The sequence below is a fragment of the Emticicia sp. SJ17W-69 genome, assembly GCF_051209875.1.
Taxonomy (GTDB): Bacteria; Bacteroidota; Bacteroidia; order Cytophagales; family Spirosomataceae; genus Emticicia.
The window spans coordinates 3,386,803-3,400,416 of sequence record NZ_JBNTQY010000001.1 but is presented as its reverse complement, the minus strand read 5'-3'; the positions used below and the strand labels follow the sequence as shown (position 1 = coordinate 3,400,416).

General features: G+C 34.8%; 12 protein-coding genes and 1 riboswitch. Of the genes, 5 read left to right on the top strand and 7 right to left on the bottom strand.

Annotation, left to right across the window (positions count from 1 at the left end; translation table 11 throughout):
• Window positions 1–123 precede the first annotated feature (123 nt).
• On the top strand, window positions 124–2,583 hold the full coding sequence (gene thrA / locus ACQUQZ_RS13840) for a bifunctional aspartate kinase/homoserine dehydrogenase I (protein WP_435355590.1): 2,460 nt from the start codon (window positions 124–126) through the stop codon (window positions 2,581–2,583).
• Window positions 2,584–2,815: 232 nt separating this feature from the next.
• On the opposite strand, the gene ACQUQZ_RS13835 is transcribed toward thrA, so the two are convergent.
• The 7 genes from ACQUQZ_RS13835 to ACQUQZ_RS13805 form a co-directional block, all read right to left on the bottom strand.
• Window positions 2,816–3,607, bottom strand: coding sequence for a hypothetical protein (locus tag ACQUQZ_RS13835; protein WP_435355589.1), 792 nt, complete (start codon window positions 3,605–3,607; stop codon window positions 2,816–2,818).
• Window positions 3,608–3,895: 288 nt separating this feature from the next.
• Window positions 3,896–4,906, bottom strand: a complete 1,011-nt coding sequence (locus ACQUQZ_RS13830; protein ID WP_435355588.1) for a homoserine O-acetyltransferase family protein — start codon at window positions 4,904–4,906, stop codon at window positions 3,896–3,898.
• 2 nt (window positions 4,907–4,908) lie between these two features.
• A complete protein-coding gene (locus tag ACQUQZ_RS13825) occupies window positions 4,909–6,654 on the bottom strand; it encodes a DUF885 domain-containing protein (RefSeq protein ID WP_435355587.1) in 1,746 nt (581 codons plus the stop codon).
• 38 nt (window positions 6,655–6,692) lie between these two features.
• Window positions 6,693–7,172: a DUF1905 domain-containing protein gene (locus ACQUQZ_RS13820; protein ID WP_435355586.1), complete on the bottom strand. Its 480-nt coding sequence runs from the start codon at window positions 7,170–7,172 to the stop codon at window positions 6,693–6,695.
• Between the two features lie 85 nt (window positions 7,173–7,257).
• Window positions 7,258–7,375, bottom strand: a riboswitch (SAM riboswitch).
• A gap of 101 nt (window positions 7,376–7,476) precedes the next feature.
• Entirely contained in the window at window positions 7,477–8,526 is a 1,050-nt protein-coding gene (locus tag ACQUQZ_RS13815) for a CHC2 zinc finger domain-containing protein (RefSeq protein WP_435355585.1), read from the bottom strand.
• Between the two features lie 101 nt (window positions 8,527–8,627).
• Window positions 8,628–9,380, bottom strand: coding sequence for an SDR family NAD(P)-dependent oxidoreductase (locus ACQUQZ_RS13810; RefSeq protein ID WP_435355584.1), 753 nt, complete (start codon window positions 9,378–9,380; stop codon window positions 8,628–8,630).
• A gap of 90 nt (window positions 9,381–9,470) precedes the next feature.
• Entirely contained in the window at window positions 9,471–10,400 is a 930-nt protein-coding gene (locus ACQUQZ_RS13805) for a homoserine kinase (RefSeq protein ID WP_435355583.1), read from the bottom strand.
• A gap of 267 nt (window positions 10,401–10,667) precedes the next feature.
• On the opposite strand from ACQUQZ_RS13805, the gene ACQUQZ_RS13800 reads away from it, so the two are divergent.
• From ACQUQZ_RS13800 to corA, 4 genes are all read left to right on the top strand, one after another.
• Complete coding sequence (locus ACQUQZ_RS13800) at window positions 10,668–11,192, top strand: OmpA family protein (RefSeq protein WP_435355582.1); 525 nt, start codon at window positions 10,668–10,670, stop codon at window positions 11,190–11,192.
• 45 nt (window positions 11,193–11,237) lie between these two features.
• The gene (locus ACQUQZ_RS13795; RefSeq protein ID WP_435355581.1) at window positions 11,238–11,768 is read left to right on the top strand and encodes a hypothetical protein; all 531 of its coding nucleotides are present in this window, start codon (window positions 11,238–11,240) and stop codon (window positions 11,766–11,768) included.
• Between the two features lie 294 nt (window positions 11,769–12,062).
• Window positions 12,063–12,629 carry a phosphoribosylglycinamide formyltransferase gene (locus ACQUQZ_RS13790; RefSeq protein ID WP_435355580.1) on the top strand — a complete coding sequence of 189 codons (567 nt, stop codon included), beginning with the start codon at window positions 12,063–12,065 and terminating at the stop codon, window positions 12,627–12,629.
• An 18-nt stretch (window positions 12,630–12,647) separates the two neighbouring features.
• A complete protein-coding gene (gene corA, locus ACQUQZ_RS13785) occupies window positions 12,648–13,592 on the top strand; it encodes a magnesium/cobalt transporter CorA (RefSeq protein WP_435355579.1) in 945 nt (314 codons plus the stop codon).
• Window positions 13,593–13,614 lie beyond the last annotated feature (22 nt).

The window sequence follows — 13,614 nt, the reverse complement described above, 5'->3', positions numbered from 1 at the left end:
AAATGCTTACTTTGGTATATAAATTATTATATTTGCAGAAAGACACGCCGTTCATTTGAAAGGGGTGTCTTTTTCAAATAATTTCAATTATAATATTAGCTTCTCTTTAGGGGCTGGAGGTTTATGAAAGTATTAAAATTCGGAGGAACTTCGGTCGGAACTGTCGAAAGTATCAAGCAAGTCATTCAGATTTTGCAGGAAAATATTAATGAAGGGCGAAAAATTGCCGTTGTTTACTCAGCAATGGGTGGTGTAACCAATCGCCTTATCGAAATTGGGAAATTGGCTTCAACATCTGATTTGACTTATTTAGAGCAATTGAAATTAGTCGAAGAACGCCATTTTAATGCGGTCAGAGGCTTGATTGACATAAAAAATCAAAGTGGAAGTATTGCCAAAGTAAAGGGGCTTTTCAATGAATTAGAGGATTTATTGAGAGGTGTTTTCTTGATAAAAGAGCTTTCTCCACGTACAAATGATTTTATCGTAAGTTTTGGTGAAAGACTCTCGACTACAATTATTACCGAAGCACTTAAAAATCGTGGCATCGAAGCGGAATATTTGGATGCTCGAAAAGTGATTAAAACTGATGACCATTTCGGCTACGCTGATGTCAATTTCGATTTGACGAATGAATTGATTCGCAAGCATTTTGCTCAAACTAATAAATTGCAGTGTATTACTGGCTTTATTGCATCTACAATTGATGGTGTAACAACAACGCTCGGTCGTGGCGGTTCTGATTATACTGGTTCTATCTTTGGTGCAGCTCTCAATGCGTCTGTTATTGAGATTTGGACAGATGTTGATGGAATGCTTACGTCGGATCCACGTAAAGTAAAAAATGCTTTTACGATTCCAACCATTACTTATGCCGAAGCAATGGAATTGTCGCATTTTGGGGCAAAAGTTATTTATCCACCAAGTTTGACGCCTGCTTTTCAGAAAAATATTCCACTGAAAATCCTCAATACTTTTAATCATCATCATTCTGGGACTTTTATTAGTAAAACCGCTGAAATCAAAGAATATCCAATCACAGGAATTTCTTCGATTGATGACATTGCATTGGTGAATGTGCAAGGTGGAGGAATGATGGGAGTTGCTGGAGTTTCTGCAAAATTATTCTCGATTTTGGCAGCGAATAAAATAAGTGTGATTTTGATTTCGCAAGCTTCGTCCGAGCATTCGATTTGCTTTGCCGTTGATCCAAAATCAGCCTATGGTGTAAAAGAAATTTTGGAAGAGGGTTTTGCTTTGGAAATCTCACAAGGTTTAGTAGATAATATTTCGATTGAGCAAAATCTTTCGGTGCTTGCTGTTGTGGGTGAAGGAATGAAGTCAAGTACTGGAACTTCAGGGAAATTATTTACTGTTTTAGGCAAAAATGGAATCAATGTGGTGGCAACGGCACAAGGTTCGTCGGAGCTGAATATTTCGGTAGTTATTTATAAAAAAGATATTACGAAAGCCCTAAATGCCATCCACGAAACTTTTTTTCAAGTTGATGGTTTGACACTTAATCTTTATTTAGTAGGTGCAACAGGCTTGATTGGAAGCACGCTTCTGCGTCAAATTCAAGAACAAAAAGAGTATTTGAAACAACGTAAAAACCTCAATATCAGGTTGGTAGGTATGACAAATACTAAGAAAATGTTATTGAATGAAGGTGGCATTAGTTTAGATAATTGGAAAGAAGAATTGCTCGAAAACGGAGAAATTGCCAATATCGGAGCATTCGTTTCAGATGTGCAGGATTTGAATTTGCCTTATAGTGTTTTTGTAGATTGTACGGCTGATAAAAATATTGTTCAATATTATTATTCTTTGCTCAATAGCAGCGTTTCGATTGTCACGCCTAATAAAGTGGCTAATTCGGGCAAATATGAACAGTATTTTATGCTACAAAAAGCTGCTCAAAAACATGGTGTGAAATTTTTATATGAAACCAATGTGGGGGCAGGTTTGCCAATCATCAATACTTTACAGGGTTTGATTACAAGTGGAGATAAAATCAATAAAATTGAGGCGGTTTTGTCAGGAACATTGGCATACATTTTCAATAATTTTAAAGTAGGAGATAGGTTTGTAGATGTGGTGCGAGAAGCAAAAGCCAAAGGTTATACCGAGCCAGACCCAAGAGACGATTTGAGTGGAATGGATGTTGCTCGCAAAATCTTGATTTTATCTCGTGAAGCAGGTTTGAAACTCGAACCAGAAGATGTGAAAATTATCAATTTATTAAATGATGCTTGCTTGAACGCACCAACTGTTGATGCTTTTTTTGAAGAATTAGAAAAAGACAATGAACGTTTTGAAAAACTTTTGAAAGAAGCAGAAGCCAATGATGAAGTGCTTAGATTTATTGCCACTTTAGATGATAACAAAGCAAGTATTGGTCTTAAAACTGTGGGAAGAAGTCATCCGTTTTTCAATTTGGCTGGTTCAGAAAACATTATTTCGTTTACAACCGAACGTTATAAATATAATCCATTGGTAGTGAAAGGCCCAGGAGCAGGAGCAGAGGTAACCGCTTCGGGTGTTTTTGCTGATATTATGAGTATTAGTAGTTATTTGGTGTAGGAATCATTTAAAACTGCTTTTAAAGGGGATTTCGCTTTGCGTGAAATCCCTTTTTAAATTGTAAAACTCAAGAAATTTCAAGGCATTTTAAGAACAAAACCAAAATGAGGGCAAGAATAGTTGACTTTATGCAATGTAAGCCGTTGATGAAGTATAAACCCTCTAGATGAAAGATGAATGGCTCTCCTTTGTTGCTTCATTGATCACTTAGAAAGTGCCCAACCAATTCTATCTATTCCAATTTACTTAATGTATAATTAATGATTCTTGACTTGTCATTCAACATCAATATAACTTTTTTTGAATCAACATAAATAATTTTGTGAAGTTCAGCATTGGCTAATTTTGGAATTTTTGTATTCACATACAAGCCATCTTTCTTTTCTTGAAAATCTTCTAAAGTAACTATCTGAGATGGAAAAAGTTTGCTCTCAATTTCACTTTGACTATTGAAATTAAATTCTTCTTTTTTTGTCAATTGAAATTCCATTTTATTTCCATGATATTTTACATAGTCATTCAGCACCAATTTTCTACTCGAATACGGAATGCCAAAAGCATCAGCCTTATGTGAACTCAAATAAACTAAATTGCCCCCCAGCATTGCGGTCTGTTTTTTAAATTTTTCAAGACTTTTTAACTGGACTTTTGAGGCACTTCTAAAAAGCCAGCTTTTGTTATCGTTAGAAATGGGTTCAGTTAATTTAATAGCACCTTTTACTTCAGATTCAGTATAAACTACTTTTACTTTTGACCATTGATTTGGACTATTAATTGGATTGAAAATAGGCAAAAAAGTCAGATTTCTACCTGATTTGAGCCGAATTCTTAATACAGTATTCTTAGGAATAACATTTAACAAATCTTCATTGGGGAACTTATATTTGACTTCATCTTTTGTGATTTCTGTAACATTTACAAAGAAAAGACCCTCAATAGTAAACAATGAATCTAATTGTTGCGTTTGTGCCAATGATTTTAGATTACTAATTAACAGCAGTAGGATAAAAAACTTTTTTTTCATTTTCTTTTTTTATAGGGTGTAAATTCAACATGAGTTTCGAGATTATAAATTTAAAAAAAACTGATCAAGCCTTTCTGGCTTACAAGTACTTATCTCCACTGTCGTCGCCTCAAATTCAATCAAAAAAAAGCCTTACAAAGTATTTTAACTTTGTTAAACCAAGTTAAAATCTAATTTAAATAACAAAAACATCCTCACAAAATCGAAAAAATATTTACTTACACACTATAAAAACTACATCGCTTCTGTCGTTTGATTCTACGAAAATAATTTTCGTAGAAGTTACAACTACTTCATCCACGCCTTTATCGTAGTTGTCATTGCCTCAAATTCAATCAAAAAACCATCGTGCCCATAGATGGAGTCAATGAGAGCATATTGAGCATCAGGAATATGTTTTGCTAAAAATGCTTGCTCATCGGGTGGAAAAAGAACATCAGAACTAATTCCAATAACCAAAGTTTTAGCTTTTATTGCTTTCAAACTATCTTCCACTTTGCCTCGCCCACGTCCAACATCGTGCGAATCAAACATTTTCGAAAGCGTCCAATATGAAAACGCATTGAAGCGTTTACCCAATTTTTCACCTTGATAATTTTGATAAGTGTTGGCCCTAAAAAAATCAACTTGTCCTTCATCTCTCGATTGTGTACGGCCATAAGTGGCATAATTTCTATAAGATAAAAGTGCTATTGAACGTGCAACTTTCATGCCATTCATTCCCGCTTTTGGATTGCGTTCTGTCCAGGTTGGGTCGGCAGCAATCGCCATTCGTTGCGATTCGTTAAAGGCGATTCCCCACGGTGAATGGATCGCATTTGTAGAAAAAAGTACCAAGTTTTCAATCAAATCAGGTTGTAAAATTGCCCATTCAATGGCTTGTTGCCCACCAAGCGAACCACCTAAAAGTGTTTGTATTTTGTTGATATTTAGACTTTTACGTAAAATGTCAAGAGCATTTACAACATCTCTGATACTTAAAAATGGGAAATCATGGAAATATGGTTCGCCAGAAATTGGATTTTTGCTCAAAGCATTAGTCGAGCCGTAATGTGAACCTAAAATATTAGCACAAATGATAAAATGTTCGCTGGGGTTATACAATCTTTTCTCCCCAATCAAGCCATTCCACCAATCCGATGGATTAGCGTTTCCTGTAAAAGCATGACAAACCCATATAACGTTATCCATCGCCTCATTGAGTTTTCCATAAGTTGTGTATGCCAAATCAAATTCGGGTAGCCACTGACCAGATTCCAATTGAAAAGGTTCGTCGTAATGAAATACTTTATTTTCCATTCTTATTTTTTAATTTTCGTCAACTCTGCCGCAATATATCTATCAACCATTTTATCCAAAATTGAAAGTGTAACTGTTCCTTCAGAAAGTATCAAGTCATGGAACGCTCTCACATCAAATTTGTCTTTGAGCTGGTTTTCTGCTCTTTTTCGCAATTCTTTTATTTTAATTTCTCCCATTTTATAAGCCAACGCCTGTCCAGGCCAGCAGATATAGCGGTTAATTTCAGTATTTACCTCGTGCAACGACAATGCCGTATTATCAGCCAAATAGTTAACAGCCTGTTCTCGTGACCAATTTTTTTCATGGATACCCACATCGATTACTAAACGACAAGCACGCCACATTTCATAAGTTAATTTCCCAAAACGGCTGTAAGGATCTTTAAAGAGTCCTAATTCAGTACCTAAATATTCGGAATATAATCCCCAGCCTTCACCAAAAGCATTGATGTATAAATTTTGTCTAAATTTAGGCAAATGCGTTAATTCCTGCGTCAAAGCACTTTGTAAATGATGCCCTGGAACAGCCTCATGTAGCGTAAGAGCTTCGAGCGTATAAAGCGTTCTACTATTGAGGTTATAAGTATTTACCCAATAGCTTCCTGAACGGGTACTATTAATAGATGCCCCAGAATAACGCCCGCCTGTATAAGATGGAGCTAAAAAATCAGGAACAGGAACAACACCATAAGGTTGTCGAGGGAGTTTGCCAAAAAGTAAAGGTAATTTTCCATCAATTTTCTTGGCGATGTAAGAAGCTTCTTTCAATAAACCTTCTGCAGAGGTTGGGTAGAATTTAGGGTCTGTTCTTAATGTTTGAATAAAATCTTTCAGTGAACCTGTGAAGTTTACTTCTTTCATCACATCATACATTTCTTTTTTGATTCGCTCAACTTCTGATAAACCAATATTATAAACTTCGTTTGGAGTAAGATTGGTAGTGGTAAAAAACTTAACTTTTTCAGCATAATACGCATTGCCGTTCGGAAAATTACTTGCTCCAAGAGTAGTGCGAGTTTTTGGATAATATTCGTTATCGAAAAAGGTTTTTATTTGTAGAAATGAAGGAATGACTTGCTCAAAAATAGCTTTTTTGCCTTCTTTTTGTAATATTTCCCAGTCAGCATCGCTAACTTCATAAGGTTTTGTAGTAAAGGGCTTCCAAAATACTGATTTTGTTACATCATCAACGATGTGTTGTTCGTAAGTACTTTCATAGCCTTTCAAAGCCACTTTTGGCTGAGAAATACCCACTTGCAAGCCTTTTGCTATCAATGCTAAATGCTGTTCGGTATATTTTGGAATCGCATTAAGTTTTTGGATATATAATTCGACAGATTTTTTAGTTTTATAATTGTTGCTTGCAATAAAAGCAATATCAATATGGAAACCGTCATCTGATAAGATCGGATTCAAATATTCTTGATACTCAAAATAAGTAAGCTGATTTTTAATTTCATGCTTTAATAACTCTAAATTGATTTTGTCATTGAAGGGAAGCGTATTTTGATCTATTTTTTCAAGCGTTTGATAAGCAGCTAATTGAAATTTATATCTTCTTAACAAATCTTCTTCGGAAAAAGAACCCAATGGATGGTCACTAATGGTGTCACGAGGAAATTCTGCTTTGTTAAATTTCTCTAAATCAGCTACAACTTTAAAAATTACTCTACGACCAGTGCTTTTTTGTGCAAAAAGAGACTGAATTGTAACCAACGCCAACAATAGTAAAAGTATTTTTTTCATAAAGAAATGAGTATGTTAGTTGATGAAATTTTGTAATGCTACTGTTTTCGCTTTTTTCTAAGTTTTTCAGAAAGTGCCACTACTCTATTGATTCTTGTTTCTATTTGTTTGCCATCATTTATCCAAATCTTTTGGAATTTTTGAACAGATTTTGATTGTTTAAAGAATAATTCAGCCATTTCTTCATCAAAATCAAGGGCTTCTTGTAGCTCAACTGGCATTGGGACGATTACCACTTCAAAATCTTCTTCTATCGAAACAGTAATTTCATCATTTAGTTTTACACCTAATTCTTTTTGTAATTTCAAGGGAATAGTAATGGCATGAAGTGCATTTCCTTTTGGAAATAAATTACTTTTGAAAGGTTTTCCGTTGATAAAACCTTTAACTTTTACAAAGTTTCGCCTGCCAAAAACTTCATAAGCATTTTCTGGGAAATCAATATAATGCCAAGCACCCGCAGGATTAGGTGGCATTTTTTTTATAATTTCTTTGAAATGAATAATATCGTTTGGCATAAAATTAAAAATATTGCGTTAAATACAGAGTGCTATTGGCACTTTGAACTTAGGTACTATCTAAAACCAACGATTTTATTTGATTGGTTTATAAGTCCGAATGGTTTTGACCATTTCGGTAGGTATTGGCACCTTATCGCAAGTAGCGGGACAGGTTGCCCGGGGTTCATAGAGCCTATTCTCTCCCCTCGTCTGTATAAATCAATTTTCTATGAAGAAGAATTGATATTGCAAAGATGCTGTGTGAATTGTTAGAAAACAAATTTCGTAGAATAATTTTCTAAATTGTTTATAGCAGAACAACTTAGAAAATTGTTCTACCAAAATATTCATTAATATCTTTAAAACCTTTGCTCCAATCTCTTTTTTCTGCTAAAATTCCAGCTTCGAGTAATTCTTCAACCAAATCATCAGCTCCTTTAGTACCAGCAGCATCATTGTCGAAACTTACCCAAACTTTGTACTTTTTAAAGTATTTAATCCATTCCTTTTTGAAGATTTTGGCACTGCCTAAACTTACTGCTATCATGCCATTTTTTACTAAAGTCATGCAATCAAAAGCACCCTCCGTGATATATACATCGGCATTGGGACGAAGTTTTTTGATAGAATCAATATTGAAAATAGTACGAGGTACTCCCGAAAGGAATTGATATTTACTTGCTCCTTCGGGCGGCTCACCAATGGTTCTTCCTTGTAAATAAACAATTCTTCCATCTTGAAAATAAGGGATGATGATGGGATGAACAAAGAAAACTAAATTACCCTTTTCATTCACAATTCCACAGGCCTTTAGGTCTTCGATTGCAAAATTTGTTTTCAGAAACTCATTGGCAGCACCATAGTTTTTTAATACAAAAAGTTTGAAATGCCTGATTGTCCAATCATCAATTCCTCTTCCTCGTAAATATTCTGCTGCTTTTCGAGTTGACTCTGTTGGATTTTGATTTAAACAATATTGCTGGAATTTTTCGTAGATTTCGCTATAAATTGGTTTGAAAATAAAGGTTTTTTCTGGTAATGGCTTATTCGAATAAACACTTTTAATGTCTATTTTGCGAAATTTTATATTTTTTGAGCCATCATAAGCAGGAATGTAGCGAGTTGCTAATTCTTCTAATGCCGTCTTAAAATCTATCTGACAAGTTTCGGCATAAAGATTAATAACATCACCGTGTTTACCACAGCCAAAACAATGAAATTCGTTTTGTGGAGGAGGGTAAAATACCAAAGAAGGAGAGTCTTCAACATGAAAAGGACAATTCATTCGGCGACTTTGCACAATATCAAAACCCAAATCTCGTGCAACTTGCCGAATGTCAATTTCTTTTACACGTTGAAGAAGATTATCCACGAATTTGCCAGTTACAAGTTACGAATGACGAGTTACGAATTCAAATTTCGATTGATATATTCGTCATTCGGTATTCAAAATTCGTCATTCAAATGATGAAATCACTTTCTATAAATTACAGTTGGAGCAGCTTGGGCTTTGGCGTAAAGTACAATATCAGCGATTGTGACTCGTGCAGGAGTATTGATAGCGTATAAAATCGCATCGGCAACATCTTCTGGCTGAATAGGTTCAAAGCCCTCATAAACTTTTTTAGCTCGCTCGGCATCACCTTTAAATCGCACTAATGAAAAATCAGTTTCTACTGCTCCAGGGGCAATATTTGTGATTTTGATGCCATATTGCGTAAGGTCAAATCTCATCCCTTCGCTAATGGCTTCAACGGCTGACTTAGATGCACAATAAACCGCACCATTGGCATACGTTTGTTTGCCAGCAACTGAGCTCAAATTAACAATATGCCCAGTTTGACGCTCGACCATAGTAGGCATTACTGCTTTCGAAACATATAATAAACCTTTTACATTGCCATCAATCATAGCATCCCAATCTTCGATTTTTCCTTGTTGAATTGGTTCAAGGCCATGAGCATTTCCTGCATTATTGACTAAAATATCAATATTTTTCCATTCTTCGGGCAAAGATGCAATGGCATTTGATACATCTTCTTGATTTCTGACATCAAAAGTTAGCGTTGTAACTTTTACTTTTTCTGAGAAATAAACTTTCAGCTCGTCTAAAACCTCTTGACGGCGGCCACAAAGAATTAAATCAATGCCATTGTTGGCAAATGCTTCGGCAGTAGCTTTTCCAATACCTGATGTTGCTCCTGTGATAAGGGCTATTCTATTCATTTTTAACAATTTACGACTTTTGAATGACGATTAACAAATTTTTACTAACATTACATAAGCGTGGCTATTAGTAACTGAGCTTAGTCGAAGTTAGCCAATTATTTTCGGCCCGAATTGATTTATGCCCGAAACGTAAGAAATGCCATGAATTCCAACTTTTTCAAAGCTATTTTTCATGACAATGGCTACCTTTTCGGCGGTTTCACGGCCTTTACTAAAGGCAAAAATTGAAGGGCCTGCTCCTGAAATACTACAACCCAATGCACCCGCTTCTAAGGCAGCATGTTTTACTTCCCAAAATTCAGGTATCAAAATGGCTCTCACTGGTTCAATGATAAAATCTACCATTGAACTGGCAATTAAGTCATAGTCAGATTGCATCAAGCCTGCTATCATTCCTGCTACATTTCCCATTTGAGCAATGGTATTTTTCATCGAAACCTCATTGCGTAAAATATGTCGAGCATCTTTGGTATTTACCTCAATATCAGGATGAACAATGGTAACGTATAATTCATCGGGTGTTTTTACTTTAAAAACATCTAGAGGACTATAACTTCTGACCACTACAAAGCCACCTAATAGGGCAGGAGCAACATTGTCAGCATGAGCTGATCCACACGCAATACGTTCACCTTCCATTGAAAATGGGAGTAATTCTTTTGAACTGAGTGGTTTGTCTAACAATTCATTGACTGCAAAAACGCCAGCTACTGAACTGGCTGAACTACTTCCAAGACCACTGCCGAGCGGCATTTTTTTATGAAGTTCAATATCGAAGCCATGTCCAAGACCAAGCTTAGTTAAATATTTTATGATTGGGACGGTGACAGCATTTTTTGTTGAATCATAAGTTAATTTACCCTCTTCACCAGTAATATTGGTTATAATAATTTGATTATCAGCTCTTTTACTAACAATCACCTCATCGCCAGGGGCATCAACAGCAAATCCAAAAATATCAAAACCACAGGCAACATTAGCAACTGTGGCAGGGGCAAAAACTTTAATTGATTCCATCAAACTAAGGTAAAGAAATTTCTTTGTTATGTAGCCTCAAAATTAGGCTTTTTAGGTCATTAATTGAAATTTATTCTTCATTTTATCCAGAACTCCAATATTTAAGTAGGGTCAATTATAAAATAAGTGTGATTGTTTTGTTATATGTTTAATAAATTTATGGTTTAAATAATAAAAAAACTTGTTTTTTAGTTACTTTTTGTTACTTTTCGCTTCATAAACCTAATTTTATAAATAATTAAATTGTCATAAACCCTAAATCAAGAAATGAACAGATTCCTATTACCCCTTCTGATTCTACTTTGGTCATTGGCGTATAGCTGGTTTTGGAATTGCCATCGTAAACCCTACTGCTCGGGTGAAACGATTATTGCAGATACTACTTCAACGGTAGTTGCACCATCACCACCAGTTGACACCTTAAAAGTAGCAAGTGAAGAAGAGCAAATACTCTTTACACCACTTGATGTTTATTTTGATATAAACCAATTTGGTATCAAGAAAACGGCTGAGGTTGATAGTTTTATCACCACGGCTAAAAAGTATCTTGAAAAATATCCTGATAAAAAATTGTTGATTACAGGACATTCTGATAGCGATGGTTCTGATGAATTAAATCAGAGACTTTCAGAAAATCGTGCTTTAAAAACCAAAGAATTCTTAGTAAAAGACGGTATTAAAGCTACTCAAATCGTAACAGATGGCAAAGGAGAAAAAGAACCTGCGGCTTCCAATGATACTGCTGAAGGTAAAGCTAAAAATCGCCGTAGTACTATCAGATTAAAAGAATAAGAAATCATCATTTAAGAAAATTAAAAAATTAAAAATATCAAGATAATGGAAAATTTAAAATGCTTATTTACTAATTTCCCTTGGGATATATTTCTCTTCTGGTTATTGCCACTCCTTTTGTTATGGTGGTGGTTGACTCGCCGTATCAATCAATTGAAAGCTCAAGCAAGTGAGTTGCAAGATAAAATCAATTTTTTAGAGGGTGAGTTGGACGCTTGCCGTAAATCAAAAGTTTCAGTGGAAGGTACTGCCAATGTTGCAGCTGCAGCTGCTACTGTTGGAGGAGCAGGTTTGTCAGGAGCTGCATTTGGAGGTACTGTGAAAAAAGATGATTTAAAAATTGTAGAAGGTATTGGCCCTAAAATTGAAGAGTTATTCAATAATGCAGGAATCTATACCTTTGCCCAGTTGGCAGATACTTCGGTTGAAAAAATGAAAGCCATTTTAGATGCCGCTGGCTCACGTTTTCAAATCCATGACCCATCTACTTGGGGCGAACAATCAGCTTTAGCTCGTGATGGTAGATGGAATGAATTGAAAAAATGGCAAGACGAACTTTATAAAGGTAAACGTTAAATACAATTATGAATTATGAATGTGGAATTATGAATTTTATAACGTTTCTTGCTTTTACTTTTTTAATCAAATACAAAACGCCTTTGAAATTATTTCAGAGGCGTTTTTATTTGATTAAATAGATGTTTTTTTCAAAAAAAATACCGTGATTCGCAGGAAAATAAAATAATTCTGAGTTCTGAATGCTGAGTTCTAAGTAGTATTTTTTGCTGCTATATTTCTGAGTTTTCTGATTAAAATTGAATGTAAATTGAGTTTTTAACTCAGAATTCAGGACTCAGAATACAGAACTCTATGAAGAAAGTTGCTATTTTTGCTTCTGGTTCGGGAAGCAATGCTGAAAGAATCACCAGTTATTTTACTGATAGTCAGTTGATTAGTGTAGATTTGTTTTTATCGAATAATCCACAAGCTGGAGTCATTGAACGTGGAAGAAGATTGGGTATTCCAACTGTTTTGTTTGACAAAAAGACGTTTGCTAAAACGGATAAGATTGTAGATTTACTCAAAAATCAACACATTGATTATGTTATTTTAGCAGGTTTTTTGTGGTTGATTCCTGAAAATTTAGTCAAAGCATATCCCGATAAAATCATTAATATTCATCCTGCACTTTTGCCAAAATATGGAGGAAAAGGTATGTGGGGACATTTCGTGCATGAAGCTGTGGTGGCAAATAAAGAAAAAGAATCTGGAATTACAATTCATTTTGTAAACGAACGTTATGACGAAGGAAAAGTAATTTTTCAAGCAAAATTTGATGTTTTACCAAGTGACTCACCCGATGATGTAGCCCATAAAGTTCAATTACTCGAACACAAATATTTTCCTGAGATTATTGAAAAATTGATTGTGAATTAGTGCTAAACCTATGTAAATATGGTTAGGATTTATTATAAAGAAGGAAAACAAGTTAAAAAAGAAACCGATGTTAGAGAATTAGGTATTCTTAAAAACTTGATGTGGGTAGATTTACATTCAGCCACGAATGAAGAAGAAGAATGGGTTGAAACAAAGTGCAATATCAGTTTTCAAACGCCTCAAGAAATCGTTGAAATTGAAAGTAGTGCAAGGTATTTTGAGCAAAATAATACCATTAATGCCAATTCCAATTTTCTGATAACTGATGGTGATGGGTATCATTTTTATCCTGTATCATTTATGATTCGGGAAAATATATTGTTTACATTTCGGCAAGGAGACTCAAAAACATTTGCAGATACAGTTAAAAAAATTCGATTAGGGGAGGAAATTTTTAAAGATGGGGTCGATATTTTACTATTATTGCTCGAAACTCGCATAGAGTCGGATGCTGATTTATTGGAGGCGATGTCGAAAGATGTAAAGAATATAAGCCGAGCATTGAGTCGAGAGAAAAAGCCGAAACAAGATTCGCTATTGACTATTAATAACCTACAAGAAAATACGATGATGATTCGTGAAAGTATCATTGATAAGCAACGAGTACTTTCTCAGATTTTGCGTAGTATGTATTTTCCTGAAGATAGAAAAGAACGCCTCAGGATTGTTTTAAAAGACATCAATTCATTGCTGGAATATACGACTTTTAATTTTGAGCGTTTAGAATACCTACAAGATACATTCATGGGTTTGATTAATCTTGAACAGAATGAAATTATTAAGATTTTCACGGTTGTAACGATTTGTTTTTTACCACCAACACTCATTGCAGGCGTTTTTGGAATGAATTATCAAGTAATACCATCATCCAATCATCCTTATGGATTTTGGATTGCTGTTGGTTTGATGGTTTGCTCTTCTTTAGGCTTTTTATTTTTCTTCAAACGAAGAAAATGGATTTAATTGTTTCATTAACAAACCTTAT